Source organism: Micromonospora sp. WMMA1947 (genome assembly GCF_027497355.1).
In the GTDB taxonomy this organism is placed as follows: Bacteria; Actinomycetota; Actinomycetes; order Mycobacteriales; family Micromonosporaceae; genus Micromonospora.
Genome location: NZ_CP114909.1, coordinates 4,336,549 through 4,352,335, shown reverse-complemented (window position 1 = coordinate 4,352,335; position 15,787 = coordinate 4,336,549). Strand labels below are relative to the sequence as shown.

The 15,787-nt window shown below is 72.4% G+C and carries 13 protein-coding genes; 4 read left to right on the top strand and 9 right to left on the bottom strand.

From position 1 onward, the window contains the following. Positions 1-66 precede the first annotated feature (66 nt). Complete coding sequence (locus O7604_RS20705; protein WP_281577453.1) at positions 67-3,159, bottom strand: BTAD domain-containing putative transcriptional regulator; 3,093 nt, start codon at positions 3,157-3,159, stop codon at positions 67-69. Positions 3,160-3,191: 32 nt separating this feature from the next. Next, the gene (locus tag O7604_RS20700) at positions 3,192-3,731 is read right to left on the bottom strand and encodes a DUF1697 domain-containing protein (protein ID WP_281577452.1); all 540 of its coding nucleotides are present in this window, start codon (positions 3,729-3,731) and stop codon (positions 3,192-3,194) included. Between the two features lie 140 nt (positions 3,732-3,871). On the opposite strand from O7604_RS20700, the gene O7604_RS20695 reads away from it, so the two are divergent. Further along, positions 3,872-4,285 carry a DUF4260 domain-containing protein gene (locus tag O7604_RS20695; RefSeq protein ID WP_269705395.1) on the top strand — a complete coding sequence of 138 codons (414 nt, stop codon included), beginning with the start codon at positions 3,872-3,874 and terminating at the stop codon, positions 4,283-4,285. A 7-nt stretch (positions 4,286-4,292) separates the two neighbouring features. Here O7604_RS20695 and O7604_RS20690 read toward each other — a convergent pair whose 3' ends face one another. From O7604_RS20690 to O7604_RS20675, 4 genes are all read right to left on the bottom strand, one after another. Further along, entirely contained in the window at positions 4,293-4,925 is a 633-nt protein-coding gene (locus tag O7604_RS20690; RefSeq protein ID WP_269705394.1) for a M23 family metallopeptidase, read from the bottom strand. A 42-nt stretch (positions 4,926-4,967) separates the two neighbouring features. Beyond that, positions 4,968-5,450, bottom strand: a complete 483-nt coding sequence (locus O7604_RS20685; RefSeq protein WP_281577451.1) for an HAD domain-containing protein — start codon at positions 5,448-5,450, stop codon at positions 4,968-4,970. Between the two features lie 7 nt (positions 5,451-5,457). Beyond that, entirely contained in the window at positions 5,458-6,405 is a 948-nt protein-coding gene (locus O7604_RS20680; RefSeq protein WP_281577450.1) for a hypothetical protein, read from the bottom strand. 104 nt (positions 6,406-6,509) lie between these two features. Then, positions 6,510-7,367, bottom strand: a complete 858-nt coding sequence (locus tag O7604_RS20675) for an SDR family NAD(P)-dependent oxidoreductase (protein WP_281577449.1) — start codon at positions 7,365-7,367, stop codon at positions 6,510-6,512. A gap of 165 nt (positions 7,368-7,532) precedes the next feature. Here O7604_RS20675 and O7604_RS20670 point away from each other — a divergent pair, with 165 nt between their 5' ends. Beyond that, entirely contained in the window at positions 7,533-8,444 is a 912-nt protein-coding gene (locus O7604_RS20670) for a helix-turn-helix transcriptional regulator (protein ID WP_281577448.1), read from the top strand. 29 nt (positions 8,445-8,473) lie between these two features. On the opposite strand, the gene ahcY is transcribed toward O7604_RS20670, so the two are convergent. The 3 genes from ahcY to O7604_RS20655 form a co-directional block, all read right to left on the bottom strand. Continuing rightward, the gene (gene ahcY / locus O7604_RS20665; RefSeq protein ID WP_281579992.1) at positions 8,474-9,961 is read right to left on the bottom strand and encodes an adenosylhomocysteinase; all 1,488 of its coding nucleotides are present in this window, start codon (positions 9,959-9,961) and stop codon (positions 8,474-8,476) included. Further along, positions 9,916-11,103, bottom strand: a complete 1,188-nt coding sequence (gene metK / locus O7604_RS20660) for a methionine adenosyltransferase (RefSeq protein ID WP_281577447.1) — start codon at positions 11,101-11,103, stop codon at positions 9,916-9,918. The genes ahcY and metK overlap by 46 nt, the downstream gene beginning before the upstream one ends. Before the next feature lie 340 nt (positions 11,104-11,443). Then, positions 11,444-12,721 carry an ATP-grasp domain-containing protein gene (locus O7604_RS20655; protein ID WP_269705388.1) on the bottom strand — a complete coding sequence of 426 codons (1,278 nt, stop codon included), beginning with the start codon at positions 12,719-12,721 and terminating at the stop codon, positions 11,444-11,446. A gap of 92 nt (positions 12,722-12,813) precedes the next feature. Here O7604_RS20655 and O7604_RS20650 point away from each other — a divergent pair, with 92 nt between their 5' ends. Next, positions 12,814-14,037, top strand: coding sequence for an MFS transporter (locus O7604_RS20650; RefSeq protein ID WP_281577446.1), 1,224 nt, complete (start codon positions 12,814-12,816; stop codon positions 14,035-14,037). A gap of 421 nt (positions 14,038-14,458) precedes the next feature. Continuing rightward, positions 14,459-15,787 carry an SUMF1/EgtB/PvdO family nonheme iron enzyme gene (locus tag O7604_RS20645; RefSeq protein WP_281577445.1) on the top strand — a complete coding sequence of 443 codons (1,329 nt, stop codon included), beginning with the start codon at positions 14,459-14,461 and terminating at the stop codon, positions 15,785-15,787.

Here is a 15,787-nt window from a genome sequence, read left to right as displayed (position 1 = left end):
CGACCAGGGCACCGCAGCGGCGTGGAAGGGGTGTGGAGAAGGTGTGGAGGTGGGCCTCCACACCGGTCAGAAGACCGCGAAGCGGGGCAGCAGCAGCCCGGCGCCCTGCTCGGCGGCGATCCGGGCGCCGAGATCCCACTCCGCGCGGTCACCGCGCGCGACCCCGCGGATCCGGTGCAGCTCCGCGACGACGACGCGCTCGCCGGTCCGGTCCGCCACGGCCAGCCCTTCCTCGGCCAGCGCGGCAGCGGTCTCCGGGCGGCCGGCGGTCAGGTACGCCTCGGCCATCGCCGCGCACGTGATGGTCCGGGTGGACCGCAGTCCGGGACGGTAGAAATCGTCAGCGGCGGCGCGCATCGCGTCGAGCCGGCCGTGGTCGCCGCCGCGCGCCGCGGCCCAGTGGAGGAAGTACGCGCCGGTCGCCGTCATGTGCGGCAGCCCGGTGGCCCGGCCGATGTCCCGGCACCGCCGTCCCGCCGCGTCGGCCGCGGCGACGTCGTGCTCCTGCATCGCCAGCCAGGCGGCGTAGAGCGCCGCGTTGGCCCGGCCGTACGGGTCGTCGAGCTCCTGGGCGAGGGCCTCGGCCGCGGCGATGTCCGACCGGGCGCCGGCCGGGTCGCCGCGCATCGAGCGCACGAGCGCCCGGAAGTTGTGGCAGGCCAGCACCGGACGCCGGCCGACCTCGCGGCGCAGCAGCGCCCGCTCGACGGTACGCAGCCGGTCGATCCCGGCGGTGAGCCGCCGTTCGCCCTCGCTCTGGCGGCCGGTGAAGTAGCCGACCGCGCCCAGCAGGTACTCACCGGCCACGGCGATCAGCCCGCTGCCGTCGTCGGGTGCGCGGACGAGCCGCCCGGCGAGGTCGGCGCAGATCGCGAACTCGGCCCGGTTGGCGGCCAGCTCACCGAGCGCCCAGAGCGCGTGGCGGATGTCCGCGTCCGGCCCGACGAGTGTCAGCAGCTCCCGGGCCCGGGCGCAGACCCGGTCGACGGCGTCGCTGCCGACGCCCACTGTCATCTGGAGCAGGGCCGCCCGGTGCAGCTGGACGGTCAGCTCGGTGCGCGCCGCGCCGGGCGCGGCCCGGGCGGCCGGGGCCAGCCGGCGCGCGGCGCGTTCGAGGTGGCCCAGCGCGTCCTCGTAGGCGACCCGACGGGTGGCGTCGTCGGCGGCCCGCAGCGACCACCGCAGGTGGTCCTCGCCGTGGCCGAGCCCGATCGCCTCGCCGTAGTGGTGCGCCAGCTCCGCCGGTGCGGTGCCGGCCGTCCGCTCGTACGCGGCGGCCAGACGGGCGTGCAGCGCGGCCCGGCGCGGCGGGACCAGCTCGGCGTAGGTGACCTCGGCGATCAGCGGATGGCGGAACGCGAGCGCGCCCGGCCCGGTCTCGACCACCAGCGCCGCCGGGTACGCCGGGGCGAGGTCCTCGGCGACCGCCTCGGCGGTGCGGTGCAGCGCCGCCGCCAGCACCGCCAGGTCCAGCTCGTGCCCGGCCACGCTGAGCAGGTCGAGGCAGCGCCGGGTGGGACCGGGCAGCCCGTCGAGCCGCAGCCGTACCGTGTCGCGGATGCTCGGTGGCAGCTCCCCGGCGGAGCCCGCGTCGGTCCGCGAGCGCAGCAGCTCGGTGAGGAAGAACGGATTCCCGCCGGTACGGGTCACGAGCCGGGTCACCACCGGCTCCGGCGGCGCCACGCCGGTCCGGTCCCGGACCAGGTCGGCGACCGCCGCGGCGTCCAGCCCGGCGAGCCGGACCTGGCCGAAGCCCGGCCCGCGGGCCAGCTCGGCCACCGTCGCCACCAGGGCCGGATCCTGGTCGTACGGCCGCAGCGTGGCGACCACCAGCGCCCGGGACGCCGGCAGAGCGGTGGCGAGGAAGCGCAGCAACAGCAACGAGTCCGGGTCGGCCGCGTGCAGGTCGTCCAGGACGATCAGCAGTCCGTGCTGCCGGGCCGCCCCGTGCACCAGGTCCGCCACCGCCTCGTACACCTGGAACCGGGCCGTGGGGTCCGGACCGCGACCGTCCGCCGGTCCGCCCGGCGCGTCCGCGGCGAACCCGTCCAGCCGGCCCGCCGAGCCGGTGGCGCGGGTCTGCGGCATCGCCACCAGCGCGCGCACCACCCGGCTCCACAGCCAGAACGGCGGCGCCTGCCCGACGTCCGGACAGCGACCCCAGACCACCGGGACGCCCGTCGCGGCGGCCCGCTCGCCGAGCGCCACGGCGAGGCTGGTCTTGCCGATACCGGCCTCCCCCACCAGCGTCAGCACCCGCCCGCCGTGCCCGGTGGCCGCGTCCAGTGCCGCCCGCAGGCGCTCCAGCTCGGCGTCCCGCCCCACGAGCGGTCCGCCGTCCCGCTGCGGCGGTGTCCCGGCCGCCACCGGGCCGCCCGCGTCCGCGGGGCGGTCCGGCGGTACGGCCTGGTCCAGGATCAGCCGGTGCACCGACCGGATCTGCTCACCGGGGTCGATCCCGTACTCGCCGGCCAGGATCCGGCGCCCCTCGTCGAAGACGGCGAGCGCCTCGGTCTGCCGCCCCGAGCGGTACAGCGCCAGCATCAGCTGCGCCCGGGCGCCCTCGCGCAGCGGGTTCGCCGACACGAACCGGCGCAGCTCCGGCAGCAGCGTGGCATGCCGTCCGGCCGCGACGGCGGCGGTCAACCGCCCCTCCTCGGCGCTCAACCGCAGCTCCGCCAGCCGGACCGCCTCCGGACGCACCGCGGCCAGGTCGGCCACGCCCGCCAGCGGTTCACCGCGCCACAACGCCAGCGCCTCGGTGTAGCACTGTTCGGCGGCTGCCGGCGCTCCGGCCGCGAGCGCGTCAGCCGCCCGGTCCAGCAGGGCACCGAACCGGATCGCATCCACGGCTTCGGGGGCGACCCGCAGTTCGTACCCTCGCGGGTGGCTACGCAGGACGCGGGCCGGCTCGCCGTGCGGCCGTTCCGCTTCCACCACCCGGCGCAGCCCCGCGACGTACGTCCGCAGCGTCGTCCGGGCGCTGGCCGGCGGTCGCGAGTCCCAGAGCGCGTCGACCAGCCAGTCGGCGGCGACGAACCGGTTCGGCCGCAGCAGGAACAGGGCCAGCAGTGCCTGCTGCTTCGGCCCGCCGAGGGGCACCACCCGGCCGTTCCGGACGACCTCCGGCGGGCCCAGCACCCGGAACTGCACCGCCACCTCGGCAACGACCCGTCGTGTCCCGGGCCGGGTCAGGCCGCCGCCATCTCGCGCAACTTCAGCACCGAGCGCCAGTTGCGTGTCGTCCCGACCACACCCGTCTTCTTCTCCACGAAGGCGTTGCCGAGCTTGCTGCGTCCGTACCCGTCGGGGACGTGCACGAACACATCCCGGCCGACGAGCGTCAGCGTCCCGGTCTCGCCGGGCGGGGACGCGAGCGCCGCCTGCTTGTCCGCCCCCGGGTCGCTGCTGAGCATCGTGACGAGCAACTTCGTCAGATCGGTCTGCACGTCGAGGTACGGATTCGCGGCGATCATCGCGTCGAGTTCGGCCAGGCTGCGCAGCACCACAGGTACGTCCCGGCCCCACCGCCGCGTGACGGCCCAGCCGATCTGGGCCAGGATCGCGGCCTCGTCGGTCTCCGGGCAGCCGAACACCACGTTGCCGCTCTGGATGTAGGTCGCCACCCGGTCGAAGCCGCAGGAGACGAAGACCTCCTTCAGCTCCGCCATCGCCATGGAACTGGCGCCACCGATGTTCACGCCCCGCAGCAGGGCGACGTACCTGGCCATGACTCGGGATGGTAACCGCCCGTGGCGTCCCCGTGGTACGTCCGTGACCTCGACGCACCGGCCGGCCGCCGCCTGCGTACGCTGTCCGGGCCGGTCGCGGCGTGAGCCAGCCGGTCCCCGCACTGACATCGAGGTGGGAGATGCCGCAGCTCAACCCGGTCGTGACGCAGCGCGTCGAGGCCGCCGTCGTCGCCGTCCTCGCCGTCGTCGTGACCGTCGCGGCCGGATACCCGTGGTGGTCGCTGCTCGCCCTGTTCCTCGTGTTCGACCTGTCCATGCTCGGCTACCTGCGCGGGCCGCGCGTCGGCGCCGCCTGCTACAACCTGGCGCACTCGTACGCGCTACCGGCGGCGCTCGGCGCGGTGGCCGTGGCGGCGGCCGCGTCCGGCGAACGGATCGACTGGCTCGGCGTCCTGGCCGTCGCGTGGGCGTTCCACATCGCCGTCGACCGCGCGCTGGGCTACGGGCTCAAGACGGGCGAGGGGTTCGAGCACACCCACCTCGGCCTGATCGGGAAGGCCCGCCGCGCCCGGACCGCTACTGACGCACGCTGACGTCCGGTCACGGGCGCGCCGGGTCGCAGTTCGCGCTCGTCAGCCGCACCGAGTACTCGCGGTCGTCGGACGTGATCCCGGACGGCACGCCGTCGAAGTGGGCCTCCACCTTCTCCCAGCCGCGGCGCTGCTCGTAGTGCAGGTGCGGTGCGCCGGAGTTCCCGGTGCTGCCGACCCGCCCGATCCGCTCGCCCCGGGCCACCCGCTGACCGGCCTTCACCGACGGCGGTTCGAGCAGGTGCAGGTACTGCGTCTCCCACTTGCCACCGTGGTCGATCTTGACCCAGTAGCCGCCGCCACGACCGCGCGGCCCGTCGGGATCGTCCGGGGTACGACCGCCCAGCGAGCCGTTGATCCCCGCGACGGTGACGGTGCCGGCGGCGGAGGCGAGCACCGGGCGTCCCCACGCGTCCCCGGAGGTCGGGAACAGGTCGACGTCGTAGTCGTCGTGCCCCGGATAGGTGGACAGCCGCCACGTCTCGCCGCAGGCCACCGGGAGCTGGAAGTCCGGTCGTGGGCCCGGTGGCCGTACCAGCGGTACCACGACCGCCGCGCCGGCGACGAGCACCGCGAGGGCGCCGACGATCAGCAGGACGCGTGGGAGGCGGCGACGCGGGCCGTGGGGACGCTCGGTGGTCATCGGTTCGAGCATGACAGGCGGGCTGGGGACAGGATGACCGGTCTATCCGCTCAGCCATCGCGCGACGAGCCGGTGGTCCGCGTCGGTGAGGCCGCGGCGCGCCTCGACGCGGTGCAGGAGCGCCGGCGCGTCGTGGTTCCCCGCCACCCACCTCCGGTCGGCGTCGGTGATCTCGTCGTCCAGCCAGACGAACCGGCGTCCCGCGGCCCATTCGACGAGCCGCCGCGTCTTCCAGTGCAGTCGGCCACCGTCGTCCTCGTCGTCGTCCGGCCAGTCGACGACGGGCAGCGGAGGCAGGCCGAGCCGCGGCGCGAGCACCTCGTTGGCGTCGTGCATCCAGGTGGTGGCCCACACGAGATCGCACGGCAACGCGGCGAGCCGGGGGCCGTGGCCGGCTTCCAGACCGGCCAGCAGCGGGTTGGCGCCGGCCTCCGACGGCCCGGCGGAGCCGCCGAAGGGCAGGAGCGTCCCGTCGACGTCCAGGAACAGCAGCGGACGATCGAATCCCGCGGGTCCGGTCGCCATCCGGGCCTCAGCTCAGCTCGACGACCGGCCGGGTCAGGATCTCGTCGGCGTAGCCGTCGTCGGAGGCGAACCACCGGCCGAAGTCCTCGTCGCGGTACGCGGTCGCCAGGGTGAGCCAGCCCAGGAAGAAGCCGCTCCCGCCGCAGGTGGCACCGCCGCCGTCGCCACCGCACACCACGGTGCGCTCGGTCGTCGCCTCGTGCCGGTAGGGATCCTGCCCGATCGCCAGTCCCCAGAGGTTCTCCCGCCGGTGCGGGCCGGTTCTGTGGTCGTACGGATAGCCGTCGCCGGGGCAGTCGTCACCCCAGCGGAACAGCGTCGTCGCACCGGCACCACACGCCCACTCCCATTCGTCCGGAGTGGTCGTCCGCACGCCGAGGCTGGCGAGGCCGGCCATCGCCTCGTCGTACGAGACCTCGCGGATCGCCCGGGCACGCACCACCTGCCCGGTCGCCCGGTCGAACTCCACGGAAAGCCCGTCACCCGACCGGAAGGTGCGCACCCCACCGAACCGGTTCCCGGCCGACGCGACCAGCTCCCGCACCCGAGGGTCGTCCGGCGCCAGCGGAACCTCACACGGGTCGAAGGCGTCCACCGCGACCAGCATCGCCGGCATGTCGACGTCGCGTACCGGCGACGTCATCGCGTCGACGAACTCGGTCAGCGAAGGAAGCCCGAACTCGGCGGCGCTGTCAGCGTAGTCGGCGGCCTGGTGCACGGCGGGCCGGAACCGGCCCGCGTCGTAGCCGAGCGTCGGCCGGCCGCCGGGCACGAGAGCGAACCGCATGCCGCCGCGGTCGAACAGCGCCGTCCGGTGCGTCCGCCCCGCGTACGCGGTGTCCCGCAGGCCGACCACCGTCAGCTCGTGCCGCGCGGCGATGTCCCGGGTCAACCGGCCGGCGGCGCCCTCGGAGAGGTCGTTCCACTGCGCGAAGCTGAGATCGGCGTACGGCACCGCGAAAGGATAGCCACGGGCTCCGACATCGTCCGGATCGCCGGGCGGCCCGCCTCCACCTCGGAGACGGGCCGACGCGTGCGCGAGGGCGCCCCCGATCGCGGTCAGGCCTGGTCGACGTCCGTGGTGAGCGCCAGCTCGCGGCCGGCTTCGATGTCGCTGAGCAGCGCCGCCACGCGGGCCTTCGCGAGGTCGTAGGAGTCGGAACCGAGCACCTGGTGCAGCGGGGCGTCGCCGCGGACGGCCACCTCGATGATGGCGGCCGCCGCCTTGACCGGGTCGCCGAGCTGGGTGCCGGGCATGGCCAGGTGCGCCTCGGTCATCTCGCGGATCGCCTGGTAGCCGTCGATGGTGCCGGCCGGCAGGCCGAGGGAGGACGGCCGCAGGAAGTCGGTACGCGTGTACCCGGGCTCCACGACGGTGACCTTGATGCCGAGGTGCGCGACCTCGGCCGCCAGGGAGTCCGACAGGCCCTCCAGGGCGTACTTCGCCGCGCAGTAGAGGCCCCAGCCGGGGAAGGCGGTCAGGCCCAGGATCGAGGACACGTTGATGACGTGGCCGCTGCCGGCGACGCGCATGCCGGGCAGGGCCGCGCGAAGCACGTTCCAGACGCCGAAGATCTGCACCTCGAACATCGCCCGGACCTCGGCGTCGGCGGCTTCCTCGACCGCGCCGAGGAAGCCGTACCCGGCGTTGTTGACCACGACGTCGAGCCCGCCGAAGCGGCCGGTGGCGGCGCGGACGGCCGCTGCCACCGCCGCCTCGTCGGTCAGGTCGAGTTCGAGGGGAAGCAGCCGCTCGCGGTCGACGGCTCCGAGGGCCGCACCGAGGCGCTCGGCCGAGCGGGTCGTCGCCGCGACGTTGTCGCCCCGCTCCAGCAGCTGCCGGACCAGTTCCAGACCGATACCGCGGGACGTGCCGGTGACGAACCAGGTGGCCGGACCGGCGGTCGGGAAGGACATGAGAGCTCCTACGTGTCGATGTCGTGCCGTCCCCGGCTGGGAACACCTCCCATGCTGCGGACGACGGAGGGCCGCGAACACGGCGTGGCAGGCCCAGCGCTGCCGGGGAACGGCGTACCCACCCGGGCGGTGTCGCCGGACGACCTCGCGGCGGATCATTGGGGCATGGCGGGACACTCAGACCTCGGCCGGTTCCTTCGTCAGTGCCGGGCCGATCTGACTCCGGAGGCGTCCGGCATCGCCGCGGAGACGCAGGGACGCCGCGTCCGCGGACTGCGCCGCGAGGAGGTGGCGATGCTCGCCGGCGTGAGCGTCGACTACTACACCCGGCTCGAACAGGGCCGGCACACCAGCCCGTCGCCCGCTGTGGTCGACGCCCTGGCGCGGGTCTTTCAGCTCGACGCCGCCGCCCGCGCCCACCTCGCCGACCTCGCGCGGCCGGCGAGGCGCAGCGACCGGCAGATGCCGGCCCAACGGGTACGCGCGGCGATGCACCAGTTGCTCGCCTCGATGACCGAGCACCCCGCGCTCATCCTCGGGCGCCGCACCGACGTGCTCGCCTCGAACGCCCTCGCCCGTGCGCTCCTCACCGACTGGACGCTCCTGCCGCCGAGGCACCGCAACTACGTACGGTGGATCTTCCTTGACCCGGACGCCCGCGACGCCTTCCTGGACTGGCCGACGGTGGCGGCCGACGTGGTCGGCACGCTGCGCCTCTACGCCGGCCGCCATCCCGACGATCCGCAGCTCAGCGAGTTGGTCGGCGAGCTGACCATCAAGAGTGCCGAGTTCCGTACCTGGTGGAACGGCCGCCACGTGCACGAGCGCACGCACGGCACCAAGCGGATGAACCACCCGGCGGTCGGACCGATCACCCTTCGCTACGAGGCCCTCGCCCTGCCCGGCGACCCGGACCAGACGTTGTTCGTCTACACCACCGATCCGGGCAGCCCGTCGCACGACAACCTGCGCCTGCTGGGTTCGCTGGCCGCCCGGACCGGGCCGGTGCCCGGCACTGCCCCGTCCACTCCGGCGCGGGCGGCCGACGCGAGCACCGAACGCGCCGACCCGTCCTGACGCCGCCGCCCGTCGATCTCGGGCCGCGCTCAGTAGCGGTAGTGGTCGGGCTTGAACGGGCCTTCCGGGGAGACGCCCAGGTAGGAGGCCTGTTCCTTGGTCAGGGTGGTGAGTTTGGCGCCGAGGGCGTCCAGGTGCAGGCGGGCGACCTTCTCGTCCAGGTGCTTGGGCAGCACGTAGACACCGATCGGGTACTCGTCGGTCTTGGTGAACAGCTCGATCTGGGCGATCGTCTGGTTGGCGAACGAGTTCGACATCACGAAGCTCGGGTGACCGGTGGCGTTGCCCAGGTTCAGCAGACGGCCCTCGGACAACACGATGATCGCGTGGCCGTCGTCGAAACGCCACACGTCGACCTGCGGCTTGATGTTCTCCCGCGTCACGTCGCTGCGCTTGGCCAGACCGGCCATGTCGATCTCGTTGTCGAAGTGCCCGATGTTACCCACGATCGCCTGGTGCTTCATCCGCGCCATGTGCTCGTTGGTGATGACGTCGAAGCAGCCCGTCGCGGTGATGAAGATGTCCGCCTGCTCCACCACGTCATCCAGGGTGGCGACCTGGTAGCCGTCCATCGCCGCCTGCAACGCGCAGATCGGGTCGACCTCGGTCACCACCACCCGGGCGCCCTGCCCGCGCAGCGACTCCGCGCAGCCCTTACCCACGTCGCCGTAGCCCATCACCACGGCCATCTTCCCGCCGATCAGCACATCGGTGGCCCGGTTGATGCCGTCGATCAGCGAGTGCCGGCAGCCGTACTTGTTGTCGAACTTGCTCTTCGTCACCGAGTCGTTGACGTTGATCGCCGGGAAGAGCAGCGTCCCGGCGCGGTGCATCTCGTAGAGCCGGTGCACGCCGGTGGTGGTCTCCTCGGTGACGCCCTTTATGCCGGCGGCGATCCGGGTCCACCGCTGGTTGTCCTCGGCCAGCGAACGGTGCAGCAGCTCGAGGATGACCGCGTACTCCTCCGAGTCGGCGGACTCGACCGGCGGCACGACACCGGCCTTCTCGAACTCGGCGCCCTTGTGCACGAGCAGGGTGGCGTCGCCGCCGTCGTCGAGGATCATGTTCGGGCCCTGCCCGTCGGGCCAGGCGAGCACCTGTTCGGTGCACCACCAGTATTCGGGCAGCGTTTCGCCCTTCCAGGCGTAGACCGGCACACCGGCCGGGGCCTCGGGGGTGCCCTCCGGGCCGACCACGATCGCCGCGGCCGCGTGGTCCTGGGTGGAGAAGATGTTGCACGACGCCCACCGGACCTGCGCGCCCAACGCGACCAGAGTCTCGATCAGAACAGCGGTCTGCACCGTCATGTGCAACGAACCAGTGATACGGGCACCGGCCAACGGCTGAACCTCGGCGAACTCACGCCGAATCGCCATCAGACCGGGCATCTCATGCTCGGCGAGCCGGATCTCCTTACGCCCGAACTCGGCAAGCGACAGATCCGCCACCTTGTAGTCGCCCTCGTTGACGCTCACACCGCCGCCTTCAGGTCGCCGGCCCGGTCGGTGCTCTCCCAGGTCAGGTCCGGCAGCTCGCGGCCGAAGTGCCCGTAGGAGGCGGTCTGCGCGTAGATCGGGCGCTTGAGGTCGAGGTCCCGGATGATCGCGGCCGGCCGCAGGTCGAACACCTCGGAAACGGCCCTCTCGATCGCCTCGACCGGCACGGTCTCGGTGCCGAACGTCTCGATGAACAGGCTCACCGGGTGCGCCTTGCCGATCGCGTACGCGACCTGCGCCTCGCACCGCTCCGCGAGCCCGGCGGCGACGACGTTCTTCGCCACCCAGCGCATCGCGTACGCCGCCGACCGGTCGACCTTCGACGGGTCCTTGCCGGAGAACGCGCCGCCACCGTGCCGGGCGTACCCGCCGTAGGTGTCCACGATGATCTTCCGGCCGGTCAGACCGGCGTCACCCATCGGCCCACCGATCTCGAACCGGCCCGTCGGGTTCACCAGCAGCCGGTAGCCCTCGGTGTCCAGGCCAAGGCCCTCCAGCTCCGGCGCGATCACGTGGTCGCGGATGTCCGGGGTGAGCAGCGACTCCAGCGAGATGCCGGCCGCGTGCTGCGACGACACGACCACCGTGTTCAACCGCACCGGCCGCAGGCCCTCGTACTCGATGGTCACCTGCGTCTTGCCGTCCGGCCGCAGGTACGGAATCGTCCCGTCCTTGCGTACCCCGGACAGCCGCCGGGCCAGCCGATGGGCCAGGGCGATCGGCAGCGGCATCAGCTCCGGCGTCTCCGAGCACGCGAAACCGAACATCATGCCCTGGTCCCCCGCGCCCTGGGCGTCCAGCGCGTGCGCCGACGCGCCGGTGCGGGACTCGACGGCGTTGTCCACGCCCTGCGCGATGTCCGGGGACTGGGCGCCGATCGCGATGTTCACTCCGCAGGACGCCCCGTCGAAACCCTTCTTCGACGAGTCGTACCCGATCCCGAGGATGGTCTCCCGGACGATCGTCGGAATGTCGGCGTACGCCTTGGTGGTGACCTCGCCGGCCACGTGAACCTGACCGGTGGTGATGAGGGTTTCCACGGCGACCCGGCTGTGCGGGTCCTGGGCGAGCAGCGCGTCGAGGATGCCGTCGCTGATCTGATCGGCGATCTTGTCCGGGTGGCCCTCCGTGACCGACTCGGACGTGAACAGGCGGGAAGCCACGTGACCTCCGGTAGGGATGGGCCCGGGCCGGCACACCGACACGGACGACTCGATCGTGGGCACCGACGGTAGGAGACCGGATCAGCGTTTCGGTCGGGAACGGGTGGAGCCCGGCGCGCCACCACAGTGGACGGGTGATCGACGGTCGTTGACGTGACCCACGGGGCTCGGGATACTGCTCATCTCATGGCCGTTCCCCGCCTGCCGTGGCCGGCCCGGCCGTGGGGTTCCGCCGTGGCCGGACTGGTGGGCGAGCGCCCCGCAGCCACGAGGAGGAGGAATCCTGTTCATCACCGACGGGCCAGTCGTGGCTGATGCCGGCCTCCGGTGGTGCTGCCGCTCAGTTCGGCTCCAGTTCGTAGAAGCCCGTGCCGTTGATGAGCCGGACGCTGTTGAGGGCGGTCTGCACCACCTCTTCGCTCTCGTGGAACAGGATCACCAGCACGGGGTAGCCGAGGTCGTTCACCGTCCGGCTGATGCGCTCGCCCGGGGCGACGAGACACGTGAGGCTGTCGAAACCCTCCAACGCGCGGATCTCGTCGAGGCCACGATAGGCGCGCAGCACCCCCTCCACCGGGGAGACCATCCCGACGATCGCACAGAAGCGCGACACCTGGTACTCGGTGCCGACCTTCGCCAGGAACCTCTCCGGCTCGAGGTACGCCGAGATCGCCAGGTCCATCTGCGACTCTCCGATGGCCCGGGCCGCCTGCACGGCGATGCCGCCGCCGGGCAGACGCGCGCCGACCTCCACCAGGCAGGGGCCGGACGGGGTCAGCCGGATCTCCACGTGGGCCGCGCCGTGCCGGATGCCGACCGCGTCCAGCACGCCGAACGCATAGCGGGACAACGCCCGCACCACCTCGCTGCCCGAGTCGACCAGGCAGAGGGCATCGGCCAGGTCGATCATCCCGTTGGCCTGAACCCGCGTGGTACGCCAGACGTCCGTCACGTAGTGCCGGCCGTCGCGGCTCACCGTGTTCACCATGTACTCCGGCCCGCCCAGATACTCCTGGGCCACCACGCCGGTGTTCGTGGCGGAGAAGATGTTCCGGCTGCCGACCAGCCGCCGGAAGGCGGCCACCGACTCCTCCGGGTCGTCGCAGAAGGAGACGCCGTCACCGCCGGCGCTGCTCAACGGCTTGACCACGACCCGGCCGCCGTGCTTGGTGTGCCACTCGCGCAGCGTCTCCTCGTCGGTGGCCCGGACCTGCTCCGCGGCGCGCAACCCGGCTGCTCGGACCGTCTCCACCATCAGGTACTTGTCCCGCCGGGCGGCGCTCGTCGCGGTGCCGTTCGTGAGCAGACCGAGCGCCTCGGCCAGCTGGTCCGTGAACTCCACCCCGATCTCCCCGCCCGCCATGACCGCGACCGGGGCGTGCGCGGCGACCGCCGCCACTGTGGCGTCGAAGTCACCGGTGTGCACGATGTCGGCCACGAAGTCCTCGGCGATCGACGGCGCGTCGGCGTACACCTCCGGTACGTCGGGTGTGCTGAGCACCCGCACGCACGCGTAGCCACGATCGCGCAGCGCGGTGACCAGCGGACGGACGGGCAGGTACGCGTCCACGACGACGACGCGTTCGGCATCGCCGGTTACCGGGATATCGAGCGACATGCGGCGAGCATAGTGCCGACGCCCCGCCTCCGAGTCACAACTGTCCGTAAGGGATTCATGTGTCTGATCTCCTGAGGCATCGAGTCGGCGCGGTGGTGCCGACCCTGTTGCTCCTGAACACCGCCGGCAGCTTCTTCGTCCTCCTGCGCCTGTCGACCGAGGTCAGCGAGGTGACAGGGTCCACCCTCCTGGCCGCCCTGGTGCTCGCCGCGCCGTGGTTGCCGGCGCTGATCCTCGTCCGGCCGCTCAACCGGCTCCTCGCCGGTCGCGCGCCGGCCCGCCTGATCCTCGTCGCCGAGGTCGCCAGTCTGGTGCTGACGCTCGCCGTCGTCGCCACGCCCCTGTCCGGCAACCCGTTCTTCCTCGTGGCCGCTGTCGCGCTGATGGTCCGGGGGTTCGGGGAGGCGGTGACCCGGTCCTCGGCGACGGTCCTGATCAAGCTGACGATCCCGGCCGACCGGCTCGGCCGGGTCAACACCCTGGCCGAGATCGGCAAGCTGGGCGGAACGAGTATCGGCGCTGTCCTCACCGGGCTGGCCGACCCGGCGCTGGGCGTACGGACCATCCTGGCCCTGAACGCGGCGAGCCTGCTGCTCTCGGCGGCGCTCGCCGTCACGCTCCCCGGGGCCGTGCCCGCGCCGGCGGCGGGCGGTGACGGCCCACCGCGGCTGCGCCTGGCCAACCCCCACCTGCGGCGCCTGTTCGTCCTGTTCGTCCTCGTCGCGTGCCTGCAGGGCTACCACACCATCGCGGTCAACGCCGTGCCCCGGGACGTGCTCGGAGGCGGCACGGACCTGGTGGCCGCCTTTGTCACGGTGTCCGCCTTCGCCGTCTTCGCGGGCTCGTTCGTGGCGCTTCCCGTCCAGCGTCACGCCCATCGCCTGCCGTCGTTCATCTGGACGCTGGTGCCGCTGCCCTTCCTGCTCACCGCGGTCCTCGCCGGGGCCGAGATTCCGACGTTGACCGCGTACGCGTTCTTCCTGCTGTTCTTCGAGGTCGCCTTCGTCCAGTACAACAACCTGGTCGTGGCGACCGCCACCGAGCAGGAGGTGGCGACGGTGGCCACGTTGCGGGCCACGCTGCTGCCCCTCGGGGTCGTGGTGTCGACGATGGGCATCGGGCTGACCGCGGACCTGACCAGCACCGTGACCGCGACCGTACTGGTCGTCGTGCTCACCGTCGGAGTCACGCTCGGCACCCTGCTGTGGAGACCGCCGGCCCAGGGATCGGGCCGCCCGGCCCCGGCGGCGGACCCGGACCAGGTCCCGCACCAGGCGCACAAAGGGAACCGAACCGCCGTCACACGGCAGGAATGAATGAACCGTTCTGCAATAGAGACGCCATTCTTGTCCCCACGGGGCGGCGCCTCGAGTCGCGCTTGAGTGATCCTCGCGGGCCCTCCATAGACTCGTCGACATCGCAGGCCCGGGTCCACCGACGGGAATAGGACCGCATTCGGTCGCATCCCCGGTGGCACATCCGCACCGTTCCCGACACCAGCAATTCGCCATCCGGGCTGATCCTCGAGTTTCGGGCCGCAACCGCGGATCCGATTTCCGGTTCTCCCCCGGGAGGAGGTGCTGACATGTCGGACGACCGTTTCATCGAGACCCGCGAGGACGAGGAGGTCACCAAGTGGTGACGTCCGTGCCCCCGCGCGATCGCTGATCGATCGCAGCCCGGCCACCTCCCCAGGGTGGCCGGGCACCCACCACGTGATCAGGAAGGGAAGGGTCCATGACCGTCACGAGTGATCCTGCCGTCTTCGACGGCACGACAGACGATCAGTACTGGCTGGCCATCCAGCAGGTGACCGCCGACCTCGAGCGGCATGCCGACCTGGACCGTCTCTGCGAGCTCTCCGCCACCCATCCCGAGTGGCCGGTACGCGCCGCCTGCGTCCGCATCCTCGGCGCGAGCTTCGCCGATCGCGAGGCCGCCCAGCGGGCCATCGCCGCGGCCACCCACGACACTGTCGACAGCGTCGCCTTCACCGCCATCACCGTGGCCGGTGAGCACCGGATCGCGCTGGCGGCCCGCGACCTGATCGGCATCTCCGGCTGGCCCAGCAACTTCACCCGCCCCGCCTACCTGCGCAAGCCGGTCGGCTGTGGCGCGGCACTGACCAAACGGGCCCTGATCGCGATCTTCGGCAGCGAGGATCCCGACGAACTGCGGCGGCTGGAGGACCAGCACTTCGCCGACGTCCTCAACCGGGTGGCGGCCGTCAAGCAGCGGTCCGCCCAGCTGGCGGACGCGGTGCTGGTGCCGGCCGGTCCGTTCATCGCCGGGGCGACCGGAACGGTGCCCGGGCCGTTCCAGATGAACGACCAGGACAACCCGCTGCGGGTCGTGGACCTGCCCGCCTTCTACATCGACCGGACCGCGGTGACGAACGAGCGTTACAACCGGTTCGTCGAGGAGACCGCGGGAACCACCGAGTTCGACCACCCGGACCAGCCGCCCCGGCCCGACCACGCCTCGGCGCACCGCCGGGACCCCCGCTTCAACCGGCCCGAGCACCCGGCGACCGGGATGGACTGGTACGACGCGTGGGCCTTCGCCCGCTGGGCCGGCGGACGACTGCCGAGCGAGGACGAGTGGGAGAAGGCCGCCCGGGGCGCGGACGGCCGGCGGTACCCGTGGGGCAACGACTGGGATCCGAGCCGGGCCAACTACGTCGAGCGGTCGTTCGGCAACTCGGTGCACGACCTGCGCAGTCTGGAGAGCGTGCTGGTCACTGTCGGGCCGTCGACGCCCGCGGAGCCGGTGATGCCGGCGGACAGCCTGCCCGAGGGCGCCAGCCCGTACGGGCTGCTCCACATGGCCGGCAACGTGTGGGAGATGACCCGGACGAACTTCTTCACCAAGGCCGACCTGGACCCGTTCTTCAAGGGCCGGCAGCCGGTCGAGTTCATGAATCGGCGAGACGCGTTCTACAGCTTGCGTGGTGGCACGTGGACCTCGCCGCCGGTGTGCCTCACGACCTACTACCGGGGTAAGGACCTGCTGACCGACAAGCACAACGAGATCGGTTTCCGCTGCGTCTACCCGGCGGCAGGGTGA